The sequence below is a fragment of the Mesorhizobium mediterraneum genome, assembly GCF_002284565.1.
GTDB classification, from domain to species: Bacteria; Pseudomonadota; Alphaproteobacteria; order Rhizobiales; family Rhizobiaceae; genus Mesorhizobium; species Mesorhizobium mediterraneum.
On record NZ_NPKI01000029.1, the window covers coordinates 1 to 22966 of the forward strand.

A 22966-nucleotide genomic window follows, 5' to 3' on the forward strand; every position below is an offset into this window, starting at 1 on the left:
AGGCGGCTGGGCCTCGCTTGCCATTGCCGCAGTGATCGTGATGACCATGTGGACTTGGATAAGAGGCAGCAGGTATCTATTTGACAAGACGCGCAGGAACGAGATTCCGCTCGATTTCCTTGCAGGCAATCTGTTGAAGAGGAAACCGCAGCTGATGTCCGGTACGGCCGTGTTCCTGACCAGCGATCCCGCCAGCGCGCCGACGGCGCTGATGCACAGCCTGAAGCACTACAAGGTGCTGCACGAACAGAATGTCATCCTCTCGGTGGTGACGGCGCAACAACCCGTCGTGCCCGACAGTGAGCGCGTCAAGATGGAGACCGTAAACGAGCTGTTCATGCGGGTGACGCTGACCTTCGGCTATATGGAGCAGCCCAATATCCCGCGCGCGCTGGCGATCTGCCGCAAGCAGGGCTGGAAGTTCGACATCATGACGACCTCTTTCTTCCTGTCGCGGCGTTCGCTCAAGGCCTCGCCCAATTCCGGCATGCCGGTCTGGCAGGACAAGCTGTTCATCGGGCTGGCGCGCACGGCGGCCGACGCAACGGAATATTTCCAGATCCCGACCGGACGCGTCGTCGAGATCGGGACACAGGTGGCGATTTAGTGCATGCCGCAGTTCAGCAGCAGAGAAGCCACTTGAGCGTGTCCATAGAAAGCGCCTCACTGAATACCAAACATCCCCATCCTCTGTTTGGTACGTTTCCAACTCTTGACTTCGGTGAGCAGAACTCTAGCAGCCCTTTCCCAGACTCTCCGCATGAATCGGAGTAGCCTGCTTCCATCGGCGATTTACATCATGGGCATCGCCGTTGAGCGACGGCCACGCTTCCGCCCTAATGGGAGGAACAGCTATGGTCAGTAACACCAGCTCAATGAGTGGCATTGCCTATCCCAGCGACCTGGCTTTGTTGAAGCAGGTCTTTGATCGTGTCTGCGCCGAGCAGGTATCTCCGTTAGTAGCATGCAGGCGGAGCGCCTGAGCGTGAGCGTAATGGCACTGTTCTCGGACGGCGAGTTCGATGAGGCCGTTCTTTTAAGCTTGATGCCCGCTCCCTGCCCAGAACGGGCAGCGTATGACCTCCGATCATCAGGAAGTCCTCACGAGCCTTGTAGCTCGTTATGAAACCGTAGTGTCGATACAGGACCGGATCGTTGAGCACGACCGGCGTTTCGGCCTAGCATCCGAATTGGATGAAGGCCTACTGGAGCGGCTGCTCGTCTCGTTACGGAACGCCCGCGTCGCCCTGGAGCGCGAGATTGGGCCTACTTTTTAGTCCCGCTGTAACTATCGTTGGAGGTCCGCCACCGAGAGGAATTGGCGACGGACCTCGACAGCGGCTGCACCAAGACGGATCGACCGCTGCAAGTCTTTAACCGACGTGGACCTGCATTTGTTCCCCTAATGCAACCATTCCCTGATCTGCGGGCTACGCAAAAGGCGGGGAACCTCGGCCGACATGATAAAGCGCGACATAGCTGGGTATAAGTCCCTTGCAGACGCCGTTCGGGAGTTGATCGGAAGACAATCGTCGTCTTGTAAAGAAGCTGTTTGGGCCAGTCGACACAGAGCTAAGCCCAACCCTAGCTTCATTACTTGAGGCGATTGGTAAGGCCAGAGACGACGAAGCTCTATAGCCGCCCTACATTCCCCTAATGGTTACCTATTGGTTCTCCCCTCCGGTGTACGTCAAGACCGGCCGGCCGGGGACGACCTACGGAGTAAACCACCTAGAGGGTGCAGCCGAGGAACTCATGAAGTGGTCCAAGCGTGGACCTGTGGAGGAAGGCGGTCCAGGCCTGCGTTGACGCGTTTGGGAACCGGGCGACCCCGATGGATGTCCGTCAGGCCTTCGAGGCTGCTGCCAAGGAGGAGGGGGTGCTACGGTCCCGTGAGTAGCGCTCCGGGTTTGTTTCCGACTGCCGGCCCAATCACTGGATGGGCGTCAGGAGCATGTCAGACCGGCATCTAAGGACATCAAAAAACGCGTAGCTGCGTATTTCGCAAAAGCCGGACAGGGGTTCCGCTAATTCCCGGACAGCGATTTCGCTAATGTCGGGACAGTTTGGCGGCGAAGGTCCTCGGGTGCCTTGTTGCGTTCATGGATGATTGATTTCGCCGTTTTCGGTGCCGGTCAAGAGGGGCGCTGCCTTTTGCTTTCGCATGCTGTCGCCCTGGAGCACGATGCGGTGGGCGTTGTGCACGATCCGATCGAGAATGGCGTCGGCGACGGTGGGGTCTGCGACCAGGTCATGCCATCTGGCCCCACCGGGACCTGGGCGGTGATCAGGGTGGATTTGCGGCGATAGTGTTCCTCGACGATTTCGAACAGATTGAAGCGCTGTTGGTCGGTGAGGGAGTGGGTTCCGAAGTCATCCAGGATGAGCAGTTGCGCGCGGGTGAGCTTGTCAATGAGGCGTGGGAAGCGGCCGTCGAGACGGGCGAGCGCCAAATCCTCGAACAGGCGCGGCACGCGCACATAGAGCACGGAATGATCGAGCCGTGCCGCTTGCCGGCCGAAGGCGCAGGCCAGCCACGACTTGCCGGTTCCGGTCTGGCCGGTGACGATCAGGTTCTCATGCGCCTTCAGCCATTCGCCCTGGGCGAGCGCCATGGTGCTGCGCCGGTCGAGCCCGCGCGGCGCGGCAAAGTCGATGTCCTCGATGCAGGCTTCGGGCAAGCGCCCCTTCGAGCTTTTCAAGCTTGGCGCGCAGCTGCTTGTGCTCGTCGTCGAGCCCCTGCGGCAGTGGGATCTCGTCGGCTTCGGCAAGCGATTTCAGTTTCTGGTTTGCCGCTGAGTGATCGTCGACCATGCGGCTGGCAAAATTCCTTGATGGCGGAATGGCCGGATTTTTTCGCAAGATTACCGAAATCGGCTGCGTTCGACCTCGCCTATATCAGCGGCCAGATCACCGATCACCAGAGGACCGCGCAGCTGCTCGAATGGGAGATTGGTTCGGGCCAGGATACCGACCTCCAGCACCCCACCAGACCAATTACCAGGACCGGCTGTTCGCGCAACTCGCCACGGCCGGCGGCACGGCAGAAGTCGGCATGGGCTGACCCGGCGAGGCCATCAACATATCCGGAGCATTGCCGGCCGGGTTTCCGATCTGCGCAAAGAGAGGCGATGCGCAGAGTGCCGTAAGGCCCAAGGTCATTGCAAGAACACGCATGAAAACCTCAACCGAAGATGTGCCGACCGGTCGGCCTGCCGCGTGTCAAAGTGCGAGCATATAGGCGACGAGATCATCCTTCTCGTCCTGGGTGAGCTTGACGCCGAGCACCAGGTTGAAGAACTCCACCGTATCGGCCAGCGTCATCAGACGGCCGTCATGCAGATAGGGTGGCGTGTCCTTGATGCCGCGCAGCGTAAACGTCTTGATCGGCCCGTCGGGCAGTTCCACCATGTCGTTGACGGTCCGCCGGGGTTTGTAGAAGCGCTCCAGTTTCAAATCGTGCATGTTGTTGTCCATGAACGATGTTTGCGGGTCATGGCATGCCGAGCAGCGGCCCTTTCCCATGAACACCCGCTCGCCCGCCAGCTCCTTTCGCTGGCCATGGCGGGATCGAGCTTTCCGAACGCATCGAGCTTCGGCGCCGGCGGAAAGTCGATGATGTTCTGCATCTGCGCCATCATCGCCACCTGATTGGTGCGGTCTGGTAGGTTGACGCCTTTCCTGGTAGCGCTGACATGGTCGCCGTTGAAATAGGCGGTGCGTTGCTCCAATTCGGTGAAATCCTCGACTGAACGCAGCGACCGTTTCGACCCGTGGATCTGTTGGTTGAACAGGCCGCGCAGGCTGGTCGAATCGAGGCGGAAGCGCGCTGCCTGCGGCCTGATATCGGGCGTTAGATGAAAGGCGGCACGCCGGGATTGTAATGCAGTTGATCTTCGCATTGCATTGCACTGTAACCACTCTTTCCAGCAATGTCGTTCCAAAGCCTCGTTGACTCGGCGGCTGCACAATGGGGCCGTCCCGCTCCTGCCAATGAAGATGCAGGACCTGCTCACCGGCGGAATCCGGTATCCCCCATTGCACTTCAAGGCGGCCTTGCGGGCGCGACAGGGCGCCGAATTTTGCTGAGTTGGAGGCAAGTTCATGAAACGCCATGCTGACAGGTATCGCAATATCGGCGACGAGGGCCACATTCGGACCATGCAGTGAAATTCGCGGCTCGCCAGGGATCTCGTAGTGGCTCAGTTCCGCCTCAAGCAACTTCTGTAAAGAGGCCGTCTGCCAATAGTCGTCTGTAAGCATTGAGTGCGTGTCGGCAAGCGACACGATTCTTGCGTATATATTGTGCTCGCCACGGAGGTGCTTGACGCGCAGCTTGACCTCCCCCGGCTGCACCCACTGGGTCGCGGGTCGCTTCACGCCGCAGCGTTCGTCGTGTTGACGGCCATCGGCTCGGTTGGCCAGAGCGCAGGGCAAGACTGATAATTTTTCTCGCCCTTACCGGCGCCGGGATCGAGATCCTGCAGGGCACGCAAATAATAAGTCGCGACATGGACATATTCGACTGGTTTGCCGATTGTGTCGGCATCGCGTGCGGGCTCGCGATTGCAAGCTGGACAAAGAAGTTAGTTAGCGGATTCTCCTAGGTCACGACCTGTCAAGCTGGGGCTAATTGGCCGCGTGAAGCACTTGCCTGCTAGCAAAATCGCCGCGCCGGTCGGCCGCGTGTTCGAAGTCCTTGAAGCCTTGGAGACCCGCAAAGTGGCATACTCGCCTAAATGTCGTGGTCGCGGGTCAGTCGCTCGACCGTTTCGATGATCGCCTTGGCCAGCGCCTCGCCCTCGTTCACGGGTAACGGGCCATAGAGCACGTTCACCGCCTCTTCGCTCGGCAGCACCCCGGCCGGACAGGTGAGCTCGATCGCGATGCGCACGAGTTGCAGGCCGGTTCTTTCCCCATAGATGTAATTTCTCATCCATGGCCAGCATACTGGCGCTGGGCTGGCGATCGTCAAGGCATGCGGAGTTTGCGCGGATATAGAACGGCGGACGAACGACGCTATTTGGAATCACGGAGCCAACCGACGATCTTGCGTGCTTCTCCCTCAGCCATGTCGAGCCGCGCAAAATATCCAGATGGGATATGGTTGGTGGGTCCCCATTCGGGGTCCGGGTGACCGAGGATTCCTTTGAAAATAATCAATCAGAAATCAATCACGGCGCGTGGTGGCAATAGTGCCCATTCAACGCCGCGAGTCTGGCGTGGCTCCCTCCGCCATACAATCGATTTTATCCGACGTGTCACATCCGCGTGATCTAGCGGTGCCCAATGAAACCGACTAAGGGGGATCGCGGGTTTGGGGGAAAATTCTCGTGAATAGCCAAAAAGACGCAGAGCGTATCCGTGCCGAAATGTCGATCGCACAGGCGATTTATGACGCCATTTGCGAGATGAACGGATCTTCGTACAGGCAAGACAAAGAACCTTTGCGGTGGGACACTTCGTCGGGCACACCGTTGAGCCTGATGAGTATTGACGGCTTTTTCGAATTGCGGGAACTCGCCCGGCGCATAGCGTCGAAAATCGACACGCCTGCGCTGATCAGTCTGAAAAGCCACACCGCGCAACCGCCAAAAAAGATTGACTTCCACTAGGATAGATTTGCCATCGTGGGCCAGATGAACGTAGCCTCGTCGGCCAGGATCATTATCCCGCGTCTTCGTGCGCTCTTTCGAGCCCCGCCTGAACGATTCACAGCGTCCTCGAAACATCGACGCTGGTATAGAGTTCGGATTCGCCAGCTAACGGCGACGCCAAAGCCGGCCGTGTTGCTTGTTGTCGTGCAGAAATGCTCAATGGGGTACGCCTTCCCGGCGACAGCGGTTCCCCATCCAACCGAGTCAGTTTGGGCGTGAGGGCTGGTGTCCGCCACGGAACGCGAGCCCGGATGAGACGACCACTCGGGTTTTGACGTGTGCTTCCCGCCGGAACAGAAACTCGGGTGGTCGCTGATGTCTTGGCCCGATCTCGCGAAGGAAGCCAACGGCTGGTAGGCGTCGGAGAATCATGGCAAGGTGGAGCAATAGGCGTTAGGAGCCCCTAGATGTTCGGCCCTCTGGGTGCTCTGGTTCTGGCCGATAAACTAGGCCCAGAATGGTTTGGCGGACCGAGCCCGTCTTTCGATCTCACGGCTATGTAGCTGAAATTGTTAGGCTTTTCGAGCTCATTGTTACGCAGTTGGTTACACCGCTGAACAATGACCTCTAAGCTTCGCTTCTGAGTGCGCCCGCCCGATCCAACCGACTTCGTGAAACCAGCCCCGTAGGTACTCCGCACGTGTACGTTGAGGCTTGGGTCAGACGGTGACCCGATCCGCGAAACATCCGCCGAGGATGGCCGCTGTGCGCCCCAAACTCGGTCATTGCGGCAGCTTCCGGTTCGTCTGAAAAGCAGACGTTCCTGACAATCCTGTGGGGGCGTGGCAGCGCCGACACCCGACAGCGGCGCCAGGTGGTCTGCTGGCAGCCGACCCACCAATCAGGATCCGGCATGGGCCGCGACTCGAAACCGATCTGCCTGGGCCACCATCCGGCGCAGGTTGTCATTTAGCTGTTTTTGCGTGGCTTTTTCATCCAGACCCCACAGCCTTGCCAGTGCGGCCACCGACAAGGACAATGCCTTTGTCGGGTAGCTTTCTCCCGAAGTCGAAGCGAACGGAGCGTCGGTTTCGGTCAGGACACGATCGCGCGGCAGTATTCCGATCATTGCCGACGCGCGGCGGCTTCTCAGCATCGGAAGACCCACGGAGAACCATGCGCCCATGTCCGCAGCTTTCTGGGCATGGGCTACAGGACCAGAGAACCAGTGGAACACGGGCAATCCCGCATCGGGCTGGCGCTGAATTGCCTCGATGACTTCGCCACTTGCGTGCCTGCTGTGGATCGACATTACGCGACCACCGGCATCCGCGCACGCCCTGAGCAGCCTTCGGAAAACGTCCTTCTGGGTATCGAGATGGCGGACCGAATCTTCGCCGCCATCGATGCCGATCTCGCCGACATACCCTGTCTCGCCAAGAAGACGTACGAACATGCCGACTTCGCCATGCCGCTCGTGGACCAGTTGGGGATGAAGGCCGAGCGCCGTCCTGATACGCCTCCTGCCCTTGGCGAATTGCGCGGTGTTGGGAAACGCCTTCGGCGTGTTGGTAACGGAGAGAACGTAGGTTCCGGCATGGTCAATCTCGGCTGCCGCGGCAGCGGGCGAAGGGAAGAGATCGAGATGGCAGTGGAAGTCGATCAAGTACCGAGTCCTTGGCTCCTGAGATAGGCACCAACCTCCTCGAGACCGCGCTCGTGGACGCCGAACCATCCTTTTCGTTCTACAGCATCGAAGGGAAGGGCACCACCGGCGATCGCCCGCTGGCGGGCGCCGCGATGGTCTCGCCCGACCGCGACCAGCATCGCCATGATGTCATCGCGGATGTCAGGTCGGTCCCATACGTGCCCAAGATCAGTGTATTGATACGGCGTGGTGTCGGCTATCCCTGCCTTCGCGAAGGCAGCCCGTCTGATGAGGCATGGCACGCAATGGCCGCATTGCTGGCTCTTCCGCTTCCACTTGCCGCAAGAAACCGTCGCTACGGTCGTCCCTTTGAGTTCCTCGCCGGGAGCCAGGTCGACGAGCATCTCGCCCTTCGTCTTGTGCCTGTACGGGTTCTCGATATGGACCGGCAAGTTCATCGTGTCGAAGAGCGACTGCATCTGCCCGAGAAATCTGGGATGGGTGGTCCTAGTGCTGTGGGAGCCGATCCTTCGCCTCGTAAGCGGCGCGTTCAACGCGATGAAGCCGTTCTCAGGGACGAAGAGTGCGATAGGGCTCGCCGAGCGTTTTTTCGCCCTGAGCGCGCTCGCCGCGACGACCCCGTAAGCGAGAAAGCCCAAGCTTCGGGTGCGCATACTGGTATCGTTGATGTTCGGTCCGGAGAACACCGGATTGGCGTTGGCGGCAAACCGTGGGAGCTTCTTCCCCAGGCGTGGAACGAGGTGCCTCTGATAGCTTTGGTCCCCACGATAGGAGTGGCTGACAAGCAGCGGAGTCCTTCCCTGATCTACCAGTTGGTGCGCGCCGATGAGACTGTCGAGACCACCAGAGAACAGGCAGACGCAGTCCGCAGACCCAATTCCGATGTGTGACCTATGATGTCGCAGGATGGTCTCTTTCGACGGAGGTTCCTTACCCCCGGCGGTGAAGTGCAGTTTCCACTGGTCACCACTCAGGAAACTCAACGCCTGCTCCAGCTCTCCTGTTACCGCTTGCCACCGAGCCGGCCGGGCAAGTGGAATCTGTAGCTCCACCTCGCGGGACCAGCCGTTTCCGGAATGGCTGGATCGATCCACGAACGTGTCGGCGGCGATTACGCCCAACGCGATCGAGAGGAAGTCGAAGGCCTCCGGGTCAACCCCGACACCCAGCCGTCGGACGGCGAGGTCCAGGGTGCGCCCGATTGAGGCGGTTCCGGCCCGCTTCGGTCGGGATCCGTAGAGATAGACGTGAATGGAACCGTCCGCGTCGTCGTCGGGAATATCGTCTTCGTCGGTGTGGAACTCGAGCCTATTCATCGTTCGCCTCCCACTCCCGCCAGACCTCGGTGACCGCTTCCCGCATGAAGCGTTCGACTGCGGCCTTGTTGACCCCAGTGCTGCCGGACATCCGCGCTCCGAGCTTCTTATCCACGACGACCCGGATGAGCTCGAGAAGTTCAGCTTCCGCTTCCGGGGTTCTCTTCTCGTCCGGTGCATTCGCCCAGGAGCCTCCAACCTCCTCGACAATATCTTGGAAGATGGACTGCGAGAGATACTCGGAGATGATCCGATGGACGGTTTCCTCGTCCAGGCGATCCGGATCGAATTCGCCCTCGCCAAGGACCTCGACCATCGCCTCGTCGATGGCGGCCCGGATCCTGTCCTTGTCGGCGTTGTCGGGCGCCAGGGTTTCGGCCAGGCGTTGGCAGACCACGTCCAAAGGCTGGCCGTTCAACGAATCCTTCGACAGGCCCCTTTCGGCTGCTTCTCTGCCATCCCCGCCGAGCGAGTTGAGCACTTCGTAGAGGTCGCCGCCCGACGAGTAGACTGCCCCGTAGCGTCTCGGACCCACCGAGCTGCCACCCGTGGACGTCCGCGCGTAGTGCCCGAGCGATCTCTTGAGGTCGGTCCCGTCACCACCCTTGAGGAACTTTCCGAAAGCGGTCCGAAAAGCCTTGAATCGCTGCGGCTGTGAGGTCGGCACGGGCTTTCCGGGCTGGTCGTCGGTCCCCGGAGGGACCAGAGGCTGCTTGCCGCCCGAACCCTTCGATGACGATGACGTGCCCATCAGCTGTTACCTCCGACAGAACTCTCTTCATCGTCCTTCATCAAGGCCGTCATCCAGCGCGGCGGCGTCTCTATTGTCTTGGCAAAACGGACGAGCTTTCCGTGAGCGGTGGCGTCAGCCTTAGCCAGCATGGCAGCACCCCGGAAGTCAGGCCTGGCCTTCGACCAATCGAGATTGCGGCTCATGGCTGAGATCATCTCCTCCATCACGTCACCGACTTCCGCGGCAGGGATGGCCGCGATCGCGTCCTTGGAGGCCCTGGAAATGGTGCTGACGGTCTTCAGGAGGGTGCCCAAGCTCTGTCTCGCCACAGGACTCAAACGGGTAGATGCGACCCTCAGCGGCAAGGTTTCGCGAGCGAGATACACGGCTGGACGCAGGTCGACGCCGGCGAGCATCGGATCCAGCTTCAGCCAGTCAAGGACGAACGGCGCCTGCTTCTGCCAGTGGATCGGCAACGTCTCCGCAGGTATCTCGCCGACCCACGTCTCGAACTCGGAGAAAAGGGTCGGCTTCCCGTTCGGAGCAGCATTCACCAATGTGCCGAGCTGCTGGATCGCCTCCTCTCCTACTATGCGTTCGAACAGCGCGAGCTTCGCGATAAAGGATTCGCTCAGAGGCATGCCGCGCCTCTTCGCGGTCTTCGAACGCATCCGTATGACGTTCAGCAGCCGCTTCACGATCCGCGGGTTGCCGTTCACTCGAACCGAATGCGCCAGCAAAGGTGCAAGCCGATCCATCGATTCGAGAGTGGCGGCCAGTTCGCTGCCTTCTGAGATGCCGAGGGTGGAGACGACGTCCTTGACCTCGAACGGTGGCTCTTCGGACCAACTCTTGCGGAGCTTGGAGATCAGCGCCGCCCTTACCGCCTCGACCTTGCCCGCATCCACGGACTTCGCGCTTGCGATCGCCAGCATGGCCAGATACGCGCGTACCTCCTGCAGGCCTAGCTTCGGCACCCGGATCGGCACCTGGATCAGCTTGTCGAGATAGTCGGTGATGTGGCGATCGCCAGGATCCGAGAAATGCTTTGCCACCGCAAGCCGGATCATCTCCTCGTCTGCCGCCACGATGAAGGCGGTGTTCGGGAGGAAAAGGAACAGGCGCATGGCCTCGAGCGTGGAAATCGCGTTGGCTGGCAGACAGCGATCGAGATTGTCGACGAACACCACCAGCCGCCGCCCCGTCTCGTTGAGCAGGTCCTCGAATTCTTTCCGAAACGCCGCGATTTCTTCGGGCGCGTTCCGCTTCTCATTGGGCTTCAGAAGCCCTTTCGCTCGTTGGCCTGCATCGTTGGCGGCATCCTTCACCACCTTCACGTCGGCTTCGTCTCCGGTCCCTTCCCAGATGTCCTCTAAAGACTCGGCCGCCTTGCCGAACATTCCGAAGGTCGGAATCCCGGCAGCCAGCGCGCCGGCATCGGCCGCGATTCCGAGCAATTTCAGCTTGTTCACGCGCCGATAAAGGCCGGCCGCCCTTTCCTTCAGTCCTTTGGAACTCTGGTCGTAGAGCGTCTTGGCGATGACCGTCATGAGCGCGGACTTCGCCTCGTCGAAATCCTGGTAGAGCCACGCGTCGAAGGTAATGATGAGGTTCTGGCTGTCGGCCTCGAGTTCTTTCTGAACCAGCTTGAGGATGCTCGACTTGCCGACACCCCACGTGCCGTACACGCCGAGTGAGATTGGCAGCATGGCATCGTCCGCGATCATCTCGCAGATCATCTCCGAGACTTCGGAATAGTTTAGGTAATCGACGTTGCTTTCACTGTCCGCCCACATAATTCCTCCCAAGCCCCAAATAAGTTGACGGAGTTACGCGCGGCGGTCAATCGCGAGCGAGGCAATCATCTGGTGATCGCGTCGCTTATCAACAGCTGGCCCGAGAGCACCTGAAGGCGGTCTTCAAAGACATGGGCAGTCCAAAGAGCATGTCGAAGTCGATGAATTCCAACTTGGAGGGACTTATGCGCCCAAGTGCCCATTAGTAATGGGGCATTGATTGACCTGGAACAACTGGTACCACCGGGCTATGCGATGGGGAGTTGGCCGGATTTATCGTCCAAGCTGCAGGACCCAAGTCCCGCAATCGGTTCAGCGGCGATCGATCAAAGGTGTTCGCCATCTTGCGCGCGGCCTCGATGGGCGTCCATTGTCAAGATGGCGTGGTATTACCACGCCGTCTTTGCGAACAGCGCGAAGTGCTTCAGTGCTTCAGATCATGCTAAAATGAGCAGGCTAGACTTGGGAGGCGGCGGATGGGCCAGCTGGTCATTGAAACGCATTGGGAGAGATTGGTTCGTCGCTCCAATCACCAGTTTATCCAAGCAGAAGATTGGCTGGTCAACGCAACTTCCGCAGGCGATGCCTGTGTGGCTCAGGACGCAGCATATGAGGCCCTTCGAACAGGCATGTCTGCTGCGATCTTTCTTTATCATTTCGCGGAGGTTGCGTTTGAGCGGAACGCGGTGAACCCACACCCTGCGAGTATCGCTGCGATGCGAGCCCTCATTCAGGCCAATTCTCATTCAGTCACGGGAGATGCTCGTCCTGACGACCATCGCATCCTAGGTGGTCTCGCAAACGCAGTGAAGCATGCGGAGCTAAAGGACCCGAACATCATTGAGGTACCGCATACCGGAGTCGTAGTGCGGATTTCCCACGGCAAGCCGGTTGCTTTCGACGAAGGCCGTGCAAACGGCACGCCACAGGTTGTGGTAGTTGCGACCGGTCGCGATCGACCTCTAGGAGCTATCATCGAGAACGTCAGCCGTGGCTGGAATGCGATCCTCGGGCTGCCGGTTTAGCAGCGCTTGTTCTTGGGTCGAGCTGATCAAAAAGGGACCTCGGTCTGATTTTCCCCGATGGGCGGCATGAAGATCACCCCTTGGCGGCTGGTACATGCGCCCGGCCGGCGCCGATCCCGGCCCCGCCGGCGCCATCTTTGGCGCCTGGGGCAGTTTTCCGTGCAGCCGCCCGTCGCCAACTCCGACCGGCTCGAAAAGATCGTCGCCCAGCTGGGCCTGCACTGGGACGGTGCTGCGCTAGCCGCGCTTTGCGTGGAGATCGATACTTTGGCAGGGTCGCAGCGGCCGGCGCCGTTCGCCGCCGCGGCGATCGCCGCTCGTGTCGTCGCGACGCGACCGGATTGCGAACTTCTTGCCTGGTGGCTGGCCGACCTGGTGCTGGCGCAAAGCCTGCGCTGGCCGCGGCCGCTGCCGCTGCCGCTGGCTCAGGCCTTTGGTCCGGCTTTTCGCGATGAGGCCGGCGGCAAGCGCATCCGACCCGCGGACAAGAGTTTTGAGCGGGCGGTTTGCCTGGCGCTGGTTAAAGCCGCGGCGGAGGTCTGCCGGCTGGCCGCCGAGTTGTCGCGCGGAGCGGCTCATCGCCGTCGCACCAAAGCTGCGCGCCAAGGGCGCCGGCGACGTGATTTTTTTGCTGCTCAACGACGACGCCGTCTCCGGATCGCTGGCGACCAAAAACCTGTCCCGCTTTGCGGCGCGGCGCTTGTTCGACCGGCTGCAACAATTGGATGCCGTGCGCGAGCTCTCCGGCCGCACCACCTTTCGGCTGTTTGGGTTGTAGGGATGGGCGAAGCGTCTGCCCGCCGCAAGCCAAACATTCAGCCGGCTTTGCTGGATACCGAGCTGAACCACCTGCCGCCGGAGCTGCGCTGGCGTGAGGGGATAGGCCGCGTCGAAGCGGTGATCTTTGCCGCCAGCGAACCCGGTGACACGTAGTGTCCTCGCGCGGGTGGTGGGAAGAAATTGTAATATCGAGCTGGATAATCGAAGACTTCTGCGCCGAACTCGCCGGCCGACCCTATGAGCTGGTCGCGGTCGCCGGCGGCTGGCAGCACCGGACCAGGAAAATTTTTGGCGACGCCATCCGCGCCGCCTTCGGCACGGCAGCGGGCGAGGGGGCAAAAGAACTGTCGCAGGCGGGGCGCTGGTTTTGATGTGCATTGCCTATTTCCAGCCGATCACGCTGGGCGAGCTGTCGAGCTTTTTCGGCAAGGAGGTGTCACGCGACCTGATCGCCGTGCTGCGCGTGCAGGAGCTGATCGCCTCGGGGCCGCGCAGTCCGCAGCCGGGCGCGCCCTATACCCGGCCTGCCTATGCAGACGCCATCCGTGCTGCTGTAGGTGGAAGTGGGAAGACGGCCGACCTTACGCAGTCGGAGGTTTTGGTGCTGATGTGCATCGGCTACTTCCAGCCGATCACCCGCGCCGAACTGTCGTCTTTCTTCGGCAAGGAGATCAGTCGCGATTTTATTGGTCATCTGCGCGGTGCCGGCCTGATCGCTTCCGGTCCGCGCAGCCCAACGCCGGGCGCGCCCTACACCTATGTGACGACAAAAGAATTCCTGCTGGAGTTCGGGCTCGACACGCTGCGCGACCTGCCGGATTTCGAAGCCCTCGAGGACGCTGGACTGCTCTCGAAGGAGAAGCTACTCGCAGGTGATATCATGCCAGGACTATACAACGACGAGGAAGAGCATGCTTAGCGTCGGCACTGATGAATAATACGCTGCCTGGCCGGTGGCCGCAGTCGCGGCGTCCTCAACAGGATCTACGACCGGGGTTCGCGAGATGACGTGAGGAGACGCTGTCGGGCGTGGGGCGTTGCCTAGAAAATGGTGGGGGGAAATATGCCTGTAGCTCGTATTGAACGTGTCATTGGCGGTTTGGTAACCGCGTGGGCCGAGCCCGGTTCTGATGGCTACTTTGCCTGCCATCACTTTGGATCTAACGTGCATCCAGCCCACCTCTCCAGTTTGGATGAGGTGGCGGATTTCCTACGTTCGCATTTCGGCAGCGGTGTTCGCATGAACCCCGGCTGGGTCAAGATTGTACGGAACATCCACATCGATGGGGTTTTGCTCCGCTGATCGGCGCGAGCCGTTCTGGAGAGCCAAAAACGCCGGTGGCGGTGAATGATGGGTCACTCGCAGGCGCGCTGCGCTGGTGTGAAGTTGTATCCATCGAGAGTGCTATCTAAGCCGCCGGACGGACCCTGGATAAGCAAATCATCCCAAGAAAAATCCTAGACAAATCATGAGACGGCGCTTCTAATTGCTGAGCCGACCGAAATAGCGGGTTGCGCATGTCTCTCAGTGCTTTGGGGGGTTATTGCGAGAGACAGATTGCAATTCTGAACTCTGTTATAACGGCAAGGATACCCAGGGTTTGGGGGAGGGGATTTCGTGATTATCGCGGATAATGAAACCGCCATCGACTACCTGTATTACGAGACGGTCGCTAAAACGGTCGTCAAGCTGATCAGGCAGAAGTCGAAGGAACCGTTGACGATCGGGTTGCACGGCGACTGGGGAGCGGGCAAATCCAGCACGCTGCTGATGATTGAGTCGGCATTCAAGGGACAGACAGACACCCTGTGTGTCCGGTTCAACGGCTGGCTGTTTGAGGGATACGACGACGCGAAGTCGGTGCTGATCGAGACGATCGTCGCAGCCCTCCTCAAGGAGAGGTCCGGGATCGCCAAGGTGGCGGACAAGGCCTGGGACGTCTTGAAGGCCGTCAACTGGATGAAGGCCGCCCGCACCGCAGGCAGCCTGGCGTTCACCATGGCGACCGGGATCCCCGGTCCGGACCTGATCCAGGGGATTGGTTCGATCGCGAGCAAGGTGATTAGCGATCCCAAGGCCTACCTGACCGGCGACGTGTTCAACAAGGTCATGGACGGTGCGGCGGAGCATTTTAAGGAGGCCGCACCTTCCGAGACGACGCCGCAACGGATGCACGCCTTTCGCGAAGACTTCGAGGAGCTGCTGGAGCGCGCCAAGGTCGACCGGCTGATCGTCTTGATCGACGACCTCGATCGATGCCTCCCGCAGACGGCGATCGCCACGCTGGAGGCTATCCGCCTGTTCTTGTTCGTGCCGAACGCGGCGTTCGTCATCGCCGCTGACGAGGGCATGATTGAATATGCCGTGCGCAACCACTTTCCCGATCTCCCGGCGGCGACGGGGCCTACAAGCTACGCGCGCAACTACTTGGAAAAACTGATCCAGGTTCCGTTCCGCATGCCGTCACTTGGCGCGTCGGAGACCTTGGTCTATCTCACCTTGCTGCTCTATCTGGCCTCCGGCGTCAGCGACAGTTCGGTGGAGTTCAAGAGCCTGCTCGAGGTGGCGCGCAAGGCCTTGCAGCGGCCCTGGCTGGGCACCGGCTTCGACCGAGACAAAATCAAGGCGAGGCTGGGGTCCATACCCTCCGATCTGGATGCCGCCCTGCAGCTTGCGGCGGAGATTACGCCGATCCTGACCGAGGGCGCCCACGGCAATCCCCGGCAGATCAAACGCTTCGTCAACACCATGGCCCTGCGCGTCGAGATCGCCAGCGAGCGCGGCTTCCAGGACGATATCAAGCAATCCGTCTTGGCCAAGCTGATGTTGGCGGAGCGATTCGCCCCGGAACTGTTCAACGCGATCGCCCGCGACGCGTCCGCTGACGGCTCCAAGACCATCTCGATCCTCGAGCGGAAGGTGACCTCGAAGGGTGGCAAGGACGCCGATGATGATCCCATGGCCGACTGGCCCAACATCGAGTGGGTCAAGCGCTGGGCGGCGATCACCCCGCCGCTGAACGGCATCGACCTGCGGCCCTACGTGTTTGTCAGCCGCGACCGCAGGACGTCCGCCGGCATCGGTGTCGCCGGCGGCCCCGTGGAAGCCATGATCGAGCGGCTGGCGACGTCGACTCTCGGCATCACGCAGGTGACGAAGGCCGAGGCGGCTGCGCTCACGCCCGAAGATGCCAACCGGGTGTTCCAGGGTCTCGTGACGAAGATTGATCAGACCGAAGATCTCGGCAAACGGCCGCCGGCGGCCGAGGGTCTGGCGCGCCTCTGCGGAGACCGGCCGGAACTGCGCGAACCGCTGGTTGCATTCCTCGGACGACTGCCGGTGAGCAAGATCGGCGGGTGGGTGGTTAGCGGCTGGGGTGTGGCGGTTGAGGGTCCGCAGGCGCAAGAGTTCGCCGAGCTCGTGGGAGAGTGGGCAACGCAGACCTCGAACAAGCCACTGAGCGTCGTCGCGTCGCTGCAGCTGAACCCGAAGTCGAAGAGAAAGTAACATGGGAACCTCCGGCACCAAGCCCAGTTCCCCCCGGGCGCTGCTCCCAACCTGGGTGGACGACGTCGCCGCGTCGACCCCGTCGGCCCCGCCCCTTCCGACACCGCTTCCCGTGCCCGCCCCGCCGGGGCAGCCCGGAGCAACTCCGGTTCCTGCCCCGTCGGGCACACCACCGAACCCGGTTCCCGTGCCACAGCCGCTGCCCCCGCTGGCGTCACCGGCGGCGGGCAAGCCACTCGGCTCCGCTCGCTCGGATTTCTCCCGTGCGGCCCGCTCGCGCGGGGGTGGCGGCAGGGACCTGAGGCGCGCCGCCGGCAAGTACGTCAGAGCCATGGGCGGTGCACGCAACGCTGCCCGTGCCATGGCGCCGTCCCGCAGGGTGATGACTGGCCTGGGACAGCTGTTGGGTCAGGTGGCGCAGAACGGCCCGGCTGCGGCTCTGCGGGTCTTCAACCTGCAGAGCCTCGTCGGCGCCCCGATAGCCGACGTCTTCCTCGCCCTCACGGACCTCCTGTGCCCTGACGGCGGGACGATTGATGAGGCCATTGCGAGGAACGCGATGCTCGAGACCGTGGGCGAGCTCGGCGCGGCGGGAGATCTGCCTTTCGATGGCGCCACGCCCGACGTGCTGGACGCCGTGTTCACCGGTGCGCTCGCACGCTCGATCGAGACCAAGCTGTTCAACGAGATCGGGGGCAGGTCCATACGGCTCCCGACCGACGTTGCCGCGGTCGAGATCATTCAGAGGACGCTGCACGACTTCATCCAGGGCACCGTCCGCGATCGCTTCGCGGCTGCGGGCGGCACGCTGGCGTCAGTTCCCTACGCGGGCGTCGAGGCCTTCGTCCAGGCCATCTACGAGCAGTCCTTCGAACTGATCCGCATCCTGGGGGATAGCGCATGAGACGTTTCGTGTTTGTCGGCCGCCTGGGTGCGGCGGATAACGGGGCCGTGCCGGTCGTCCAGCCGGACGCGACGCCGGTGACGGTCCAGTTCGTGGCCGCGAACAAGCGGCTCGATTACGGCATCGGCAACGCGCTGCAGACGTTGGCCGACCTCGGCCTCCGGCCGACGGAAACCGCGATCGACCTCGTCATCCTCGCCGCCATGGTCAACGCGGCCGACACCCGCGTCTCGCGCTCCGCGAATGCACAGGACGGCTGGACCCGGGAGCTGGACCTAGTGGTGCCGGTGCGTGAGCCTGACTTGTGGGCGGCGCAGGGAGCGTTGCTCGCCCGCACTCTCAGGTTCTTGACGGGCGACCATTGGCGTATCGTGTTCAGGGCACGGCCCGCACCCTTTGCGACGATCGCAACGGCGCGGCCGTCGCTGGGCCTCGCCGAGCCGGACGAAGTGTGTCTGTTCTCCGGCGGTCTGGACAGTCTCGTCGGGGCGTTGGATTTCCTGGCCGGGGGCGGGAAGCCGCTTCTGGTGAGCCATTACTGGGATTCGGAGACGAGCAAGGCGCAGACGTTGCTGCTGGACTTGCTGCGCAAGAATTACAAAACAAACGAGCCGTTGTCCCTGCGGGCGCGCCTCGGCTTCGACCGCAACCATGTCGACACCGGCGAGGTGGAAAACAGCCAGAGGGGGAGATCCTTCCTGTTTTTCGCGTTGGCCATTTTGGCGGCTTCGGGGCTGACGTCTGACGCCCCGGTCCGCGTGCCCGAGAACGGCCTGATCGGCCTCAACGTACCCCTCGACCCGCTCCGCCTCGGTTCGCTCAGCACCCGCACCACTCACCCATTCTACATGGCGCGCTTCAACGAGTTGATGCGGGGGCTTGGCATCGCCCGGCGTCTGGAAAACCCCTATCGCCACGTGACCAAGGGTCAGATGGTCAGGGATTGCGAGGATCCGGCGCTGTTGCGACGGGCCATTCCCTCCTCGATGTCGTGTTCCTCGCCGGCGAAAGCCCGCTACAGAGGCCTGCCACCGCAGCACTGCGGAACCTGCGTCCCCTGTCTGATCCGCAGAGCATCCCTGGCAGCCGGCCTGGACGCAAACGAGTCGGATACGACACCCTATGTGGTGAAGGATTTGGCGGCGCGTCGTCTCGATACGCTCGAGGCCGAGGGCGAACATGTGAGGTCGTTTCAGCTGATGGCGGAGCGGTTACGGCGGAATCCGCGGGCCGCAAAGGCCCTCGCGCGCATCCCCGGTCCGCTGACCGACGAGCCGTCCGAGATTGACGACTATGTTGACGTCTTCGTGCGAGGAATGCAGGAAGTGGCCCATTTCCTCGAACCCGTCAGGGCGAAGCCTAGCTGAGCATGTCTGCACCACGCCTCGTCGATTTCCACTGTCACCTGGACCTGTATCCAGATCCGGCCGCGGCTATAAGAGCCTGCGAAGAGGCTAAGGTGGCGACGCTCGCGGTGACGACGACGCCGAAGGCGTTCAGGCAGAACATGAACCTTGCAAAGGGCGCCGAGTTTGTGCGCATTGGGCTCGGCATTCACCCGCATCTTGCCGAGCAGCGCTGGACCGAACTGCCCCTGTTCGAGGCGCTGTTGCCCGAGACGAGGTATGTCGGCGAAGTCGGTCTCGATGCGAGCCCCGCACACTACCGCTCGATCGATCGTCAAGTCGACGTCTTCAGGCGTATTCTAACCTCCTGCCAGAGGGCGGGGGACAAGATCCTCTCCGTGCATAGCGTCCGCACGGCGTCGAAGGTTCTCGACCACATCGAGGAGCTGCTTCCCAAGGGCAGTGGCAAGGTGGTGCTGCACTGGTTCAGCGGATCGGTCGCAGACGCGCGGCGGGCTGCGGCTCTCGGGTGCTATTTTTCCGTCAACCAGGCCATGTTCAGGTCCGAGCGGTCAGTGGCTCTCCTCGGGACCTTGCCGCTCGACCGGCTGCTCACGGAGACGGATGGTCCCTTCGTGGAGGTAGATGGTTCCCCCGTCACGCCGGGCGGCGTGGACGAGGCCGTTCGCATGCTTGGCGACGTTGTGGGCCTGGGCGCCGAGGAGATGCGGCGCGCCATTTTGAATAATCTAAAGGCAGTTTTGGAACGGTCCGCAAACTGACGATTCCACGCCGACCCGAGCTTATCGTGGCCAGCGACTCTGCACCATTCGCTACCGGAGCTTGAGGAGCTCGATGAGCTCGTCGGCGTTGAGCAACTGGCCGGCACGCCTGTATGCCGGCGAACCGCGGCGGGCCTCGATCTCGGCATATTTCTGCAGCATCTCGCGATAAGTCGACACCGTGTTGGCGTGAGCGTTCAGGGATCTGTCCCTGAACTCCTCAAAGCGCCCGAGCTTTTCGACCATGAATTTGGCCATCGACATGTAGCGTCCCTCTTCGTTCCCGTCGAAGCCGTCAAACTTGGGGTTTTTCCCCCAGTACTTCACCTGGTCCTCGACGCGCTGCCTGTCTTCGGGACTGAGCTTCTCATATCCCCATTCAATGGCTCGCCACATCGCCATCGTGTCGACCACGAAGTCGAGCGCCTCGGGGTCGTCGACCTCATCGTGAAAGATGCCCGACATTTCCCATTCCAGGCCCCAGAAATGGCCTCCGTAGATGGCGCTCTGAATCAACTCGACTGACTTCATGTCCTCGTAGCCTTTATGCTGGCGCAGGACTTCGGCTAGCATCCACATGATCAGTTTTTCAGAGCTGGTCGGCCGGAAGGCCTTGCGCCGACCAGCCTCAAGCCCAGTATACACCAAGGTGCGGATGGCCTCTGCCCGCGAAGGGAGGTCACGCTGCTCTCCCCGCCAAGCATCGATCCGGTCAATCGTGCTTTCATCGAGCCTGAGCTCGAATCGCTCGGTTTTCACCATTTCTACCTCCAATCAAGTCCGTACCGAATCCATATCGTACGGACATTGTACGTAAAACACGGTGAAAGGCAAGCATCGCCATCTCGCATGTCGTTACTTGGGTCAGGACGGGGGCGCGTCACACCCCTCCCACGGCTGGCATGCCGGCCGGTGCCTGCACCTCCGGCATGTGGCTAGGCGCTCGTCGGGACCCTCAGGGAACAGGCGAGTCGATCAGAGTGCAGGTGTCAGGATCCGGGCCGTAGTACTGCGCGAACTGTCGCTTCGCCAAGGCGATCAGTGCAGCATTTTCGGATTTCCCGGTAAGCCATTTGAAATCGTAGCGGAAAGGTCCCGGCTCGAGGACCCATTGCAGGGCGAGATCGAACACGAGCATTCCGCCAAAGAAGGTGTTGACCAGTTTCTTGATGTTTTCGGGGCTCCGGCCGCGCACGGCGCGAGGAAAGATCTTCTCGGTGTCACCTCTGTCCTGGAAGAGGGACAGATGGGTGACGAACAGCGATCCGGCCTCAGGGTTGAAGTTGTCTCCCGCCATCCAGATGCCCGGCCAACAGAAAAATTCGGGACTGCGCTGCTTGTCTCGGCAAAAAGCGATGAAGTGCGAGACCAGGACCCGGACAGGCATGTTCACACCGGCATAGTTGAACGTACGATGCTCCTCCATCAGGGCATCGACAGGGCCCTTGTCGCCGAGCAGCCCGACCACGGCAGCAAGTCCCGTCCGCGGATCATCGTATCCGCATCGCTCGCTCAGTCGCGCCGCGACGTGCTCATACTCCTGAGCGGAGAAATTTTGCACCGCCTGGGCGAGCTCGGGCGTTTCGGCTGCGGCCAGGCAAAGTCTTGTGAAGCGCGCGCCAGGATCAACGTCGCGGATAAAGTCCTCGAAGAACTCGATGTCGAGCGGAAACCCCCTCGTCGGGTTGATTGCAAGGTCGCAGATCAGCAGAAACAGGCCGACGATCGGGCTGTCATACCGTTCGGGCCATTCTGTCCCGGTAAGCACCAGGAACAGTTCAAACGAGTCGACATAGACGGGCGCAAAGTAGCCTTGCTCGCGATACGTCTGAAGCAGCTCGGGACCGCCTGACGATGCCAAATACTGAATTTGGCAAAAGCGGGCCTGGCCTTCGAATATCTGATGGATGCCGATGTCGGCGTAAGGTGGGCGCGCACCGCGAAGGAAGCCTTCAATCCGGCTGAGTTGAAGTTTGAGGAATTGTGCATCCCAGCGACCGGGGTCGGGAAATTGCCCTTCCGCGAAGTCACAGGACCCGTTGATCGCGTGGACGATCTCACCATAGGTTTTGAGGTAGCTGTGCCCGACGCTCTGAAAATAGGGCGTTTGCTCCAGCGAGAGGATCGACTTCGGCGACCAGGCAAGTTGCTTGTAGAACTTGATGTCGAGCGCGTTGTTGACGGCAATATTGGCGGCGGCGAGCACCGGATCAGAGTGCGTCCGACCGTCGAGCATCGCCCTGTGCGCCCAAGCCTTTACAGGTTTGGCGACGCCGGCGCCCCGCGCAAAGGTCTGAAGAGACGTCATGCTGCCATAGATTTGCGCCGGGTACGCCAGGCTGAGGATGAGTCCCGCAGTGGACCCCATGTGCTGCCACCAATGCACGGTTTCGTGCAGATAGGTCGAGTAGGCTTGGTACAGTTCGGCTACGTCATGACCCTCGGTGTCGCGCTGGGTGAGCGCGTCGACAAGCTCATGGGCGCGGGGACTGAGGCGCAAGACGAAATGTTCCGTCGTGTAGCTCCCGTGGCCTGCCAGCGTGGCGTCGAACACCAGTGGATCGTTGGCTGGGTTGAGCAGATACGGATCGAGATGGGAGAACAGGGACATGGGAGAACTGTAGCAGAGATTGCCTACGGAAGCGGACAAACGCCGGGCTACCAGGCGATCGGCCTGACGGCACGCCACGGCGGTGCAGTTCGGCCTGGAATTCGTCAGTCCGGAGGCGCCAATCGGCGTATTCCCTTGCGCCGTACTCCTTCGCATGGACCGACCGGGCGTCTTCGTGGGCGAGACACCGAAAAAAAGCGGGGCCTGACGAAGAATAGTTCGCTGGGGCGGCGCGCTTAAGGGTGTGGGTTGCCGAGCGGATCCATGCCGAGCGCCAGCCTGACACTCTCTCGGATGCTTTCAGTCCTCGCCAGCAGAACTTCCGGTCGGATGTCTCCGGGCTTTTCAACCACCATATAGCGCACACGCACATAATCGTTCTTGTCGGCCAGAGTTTTGGCTTGGCTGACAGTTCTGGCAGGCAGGACCAGGCCTGAACCTTGAGCGGCCACAGCCATCTCGTGCAGATTGTGCCCCAAGGCCCGCAAAGCCTCAATGTCTCGGCCCGCGCTGCGGAGGTAGCATTTCAGGAAGAGTTCGCACGCATGGTAGCAAAGCAACCTGGTCGGTCCCGACGTCAGACCGCGGCGACCGGCATCAACGGCCTTCGCGGCCTGCAAAAAGGAGTCGGCGAGCAGGAAAATACCGAACGGGGTGGCGCCTTCCGATTCTGGGATCATCATGCAGTCCAGTTGATGTTGGTGTTCTGGAGTCTCAAGTCGAAGTGCCCCGACCGATATGACGCCGTTCGATTGAGATTCTCCGTGCATGGGACGACTCCCGGTGGGCCTTGGACGTGACGGCAGGACTTGAACCTGCGACCTCCTCGCCCCTAGATAGCGGTGTCACGCACCACCCAGGTCGAAAGCGAGGCGCTCTATCCTCTGAGCTACGCCACG

General features: G+C 61.2%; 20 protein-coding genes, 1 tRNA gene and 4 pseudogenes. 11 read left to right on the top strand and 14 right to left on the bottom strand.

Annotated features, from left to right (window positions below):
• Positions 1-607: KUP/HAK/KT family potassium transporter (locus CIT25_RS23320; protein ID WP_206072985.1), on the top strand; the 607-nt coding region annotated here is incomplete at its 5' end.
• A 1493-nt stretch (positions 608-2100) separates the two neighbouring features.
• Here CIT25_RS23320 and CIT25_RS38530 read toward each other — a convergent pair.
• From CIT25_RS38530 to CIT25_RS23365, 6 genes and pseudogenes are all read right to left on the bottom strand, one after another.
• The gene (locus CIT25_RS38530) at positions 2101-2298 is read right to left on the bottom strand and encodes an ATP-binding protein (RefSeq protein WP_349632765.1); all 198 of its coding nucleotides are present in this window, start codon (positions 2296-2298) and stop codon (positions 2101-2103) included.
• 26 nt (positions 2299-2324) lie between these two features.
• Positions 2325-2681, bottom strand: a pseudogene (locus CIT25_RS38535) (ATP-binding protein); the annotation flags it as partial.
• Entirely contained in the window at positions 2578-2814 is a 237-nt protein-coding gene (locus CIT25_RS38540; protein WP_128286138.1) for a DUF4142 domain-containing protein, read from the bottom strand. The pseudogene CIT25_RS38535 and the gene CIT25_RS38540, both read right to left, overlap by 104 nt.
• Positions 2815-3222: 408 nt before the next feature.
• Positions 3223-3869: pseudogene (locus CIT25_RS23350) on the bottom strand (cytochrome B6); the annotation flags it as partial.
• Positions 3870-4212: 343 nt separating this feature from the next.
• Positions 4213-4263 (bottom strand): annotated as a pseudogene (locus CIT25_RS38545) (hypothetical protein); the annotation flags it as partial.
• Positions 4264-4735: 472 nt separating this feature from the next.
• Entirely contained in the window at positions 4736-4936 is a 201-nt protein-coding gene (locus CIT25_RS23365) for a hypothetical protein (RefSeq protein WP_095486945.1), read from the bottom strand.
• A gap of 397 nt (positions 4937-5333) precedes the next feature.
• On the opposite strand from CIT25_RS23365, the gene CIT25_RS23370 reads away from it, so the two are divergent.
• Positions 5334-5615 (top strand): hypothetical protein, encoded by a 282-nt coding sequence (locus tag CIT25_RS23370; protein ID WP_095486947.1) that lies wholly within the window; start codon positions 5334-5336, stop codon positions 5613-5615.
• 883 nt (positions 5616-6498) lie between these two features.
• On the opposite strand, the gene qatD (CIT25_RS23375) is transcribed toward CIT25_RS23370, so the two are convergent.
• Genes qatD (CIT25_RS23375) through CIT25_RS23385 form a run of 4 tightly spaced genes read right to left on the bottom strand, consistent with a single transcriptional unit; the run spans position 6499 to position 11111 of the window.
• Positions 6499-7263, bottom strand: coding sequence for a Qat anti-phage system TatD family nuclease QatD (qatD, locus tag CIT25_RS23375; protein WP_095486949.1), 765 nt, complete (start codon positions 7261-7263; stop codon positions 6499-6501).
• Positions 7260-8582, bottom strand: a complete 1323-nt coding sequence (gene qatC, locus CIT25_RS23380; RefSeq protein WP_158302635.1) for a Qat anti-phage system QueC-like protein QatC — start codon at positions 8580-8582, stop codon at positions 7260-7262. The genes qatD (CIT25_RS23375) and qatC (CIT25_RS23380) overlap by 4 nt, the downstream gene beginning before the upstream one ends.
• A complete protein-coding gene (locus tag CIT25_RS36445; protein WP_158302636.1) occupies positions 8575-9333 on the bottom strand; it encodes a hypothetical protein in 759 nt (252 codons plus the stop codon). The genes qatC (CIT25_RS23380) and CIT25_RS36445 overlap by 8 nt, the downstream gene beginning before the upstream one ends.
• Positions 9333-11111, bottom strand: a complete 1779-nt coding sequence (locus CIT25_RS23385) for a KAP family P-loop NTPase fold protein (protein ID WP_095486952.1) — start codon at positions 11109-11111, stop codon at positions 9333-9335. The genes CIT25_RS36445 and CIT25_RS23385 overlap by 1 nt, the downstream gene beginning before the upstream one ends.
• Before the next feature lie 476 nt (positions 11112-11587).
• Between CIT25_RS23385 and CIT25_RS23390 the strand changes: the two genes are divergently transcribed.
• The 9 genes and pseudogenes from CIT25_RS23390 to qatD (CIT25_RS23420) all read left to right on the top strand — a co-directional run bounded on the left by CIT25_RS23390 (position 11588) and on the right by qatD (CIT25_RS23420) (position 19456).
• Positions 11588-12136: a hypothetical protein gene (locus tag CIT25_RS23390; RefSeq protein ID WP_095486954.1), complete on the top strand. Its 549-nt coding sequence runs from the start codon at positions 11588-11590 to the stop codon at positions 12134-12136.
• A gap of 66 nt (positions 12137-12202) precedes the next feature.
• Positions 12203-12914 (top strand): annotated as a pseudogene (locus CIT25_RS23395) (DUF1403 family protein).
• A gap of 2 nt (positions 12915-12916) precedes the next feature.
• Positions 12917-13069 (top strand): hypothetical protein, encoded by a 153-nt coding sequence (locus CIT25_RS38305; protein ID WP_342587114.1) that lies wholly within the window; start codon positions 12917-12919, stop codon positions 13067-13069.
• Entirely contained in the window at positions 13069-13287 is a 219-nt protein-coding gene (locus CIT25_RS38310; RefSeq protein ID WP_342587115.1) for a hypothetical protein, read from the top strand. Before CIT25_RS38305 ends, CIT25_RS38310 begins: the two co-directional genes overlap by 1 nt.
• The gene (gene scpB / locus CIT25_RS37190; protein WP_245329967.1) at positions 13287-13835 is read left to right on the top strand and encodes an SMC-Scp complex subunit ScpB; all 549 of its coding nucleotides are present in this window, start codon (positions 13287-13289) and stop codon (positions 13833-13835) included. Before CIT25_RS38310 ends, scpB begins: the two co-directional genes overlap by 1 nt.
• 699 nt (positions 13836-14534) lie before the next feature.
• Positions 14535-16424, top strand: coding sequence for a Qat anti-phage system ATPase QatA (qatA, locus tag CIT25_RS23405; protein WP_095486956.1), 1890 nt, complete (start codon positions 14535-14537; stop codon positions 16422-16424).
• A 331-nt stretch (positions 16425-16755) separates the two neighbouring features.
• Positions 16756-17328 (top strand): Qat anti-phage system associated protein QatB, encoded by a 573-nt coding sequence (gene qatB / locus CIT25_RS23410; RefSeq protein ID WP_342587116.1) that lies wholly within the window; start codon positions 16756-16758, stop codon positions 17326-17328.
• On the top strand, positions 17325-18695 hold the full coding sequence (qatC, locus tag CIT25_RS23415) for a Qat anti-phage system QueC-like protein QatC (RefSeq protein WP_095486960.1): 1371 nt from the start codon (positions 17325-17327) through the stop codon (positions 18693-18695). The genes qatB and qatC (CIT25_RS23415) overlap by 4 nt, the downstream gene beginning before the upstream one ends.
• A gap of 2 nt (positions 18696-18697) precedes the next feature.
• Positions 18698-19456: a Qat anti-phage system TatD family nuclease QatD gene (gene qatD / locus CIT25_RS23420; RefSeq protein ID WP_091600256.1), complete on the top strand. Its 759-nt coding sequence runs from the start codon at positions 18698-18700 to the stop codon at positions 19454-19456.
• Between the two features lie 51 nt (positions 19457-19507).
• On the opposite strand, the gene CIT25_RS23425 is transcribed toward qatD (CIT25_RS23420), so the two are convergent.
• The 4 genes from CIT25_RS23425 to CIT25_RS23440 form a co-directional block, all read right to left on the bottom strand.
• The gene (locus CIT25_RS23425) at positions 19508-20218 is read right to left on the bottom strand and encodes a YfbU family protein (protein ID WP_091600257.1); all 711 of its coding nucleotides are present in this window, start codon (positions 20216-20218) and stop codon (positions 19508-19510) included.
• A 193-nt stretch (positions 20219-20411) separates the two neighbouring features.
• Complete coding sequence (locus tag CIT25_RS23430) at positions 20412-22067, bottom strand: hypothetical protein (protein WP_095486962.1); 1656 nt, start codon at positions 22065-22067, stop codon at positions 20412-20414.
• Between the two features lie 236 nt (positions 22068-22303).
• Positions 22304-22837 carry a HEPN domain-containing protein gene (locus CIT25_RS23435; RefSeq protein ID WP_128286055.1) on the bottom strand — a complete coding sequence of 178 codons (534 nt, stop codon included), beginning with the start codon at positions 22835-22837 and terminating at the stop codon, positions 22304-22306.
• Between the two features lie 21 nt (positions 22838-22858).
• Positions 22859-22966: transfer RNA gene (locus tag CIT25_RS23440), tRNA-OTHER, on the bottom strand.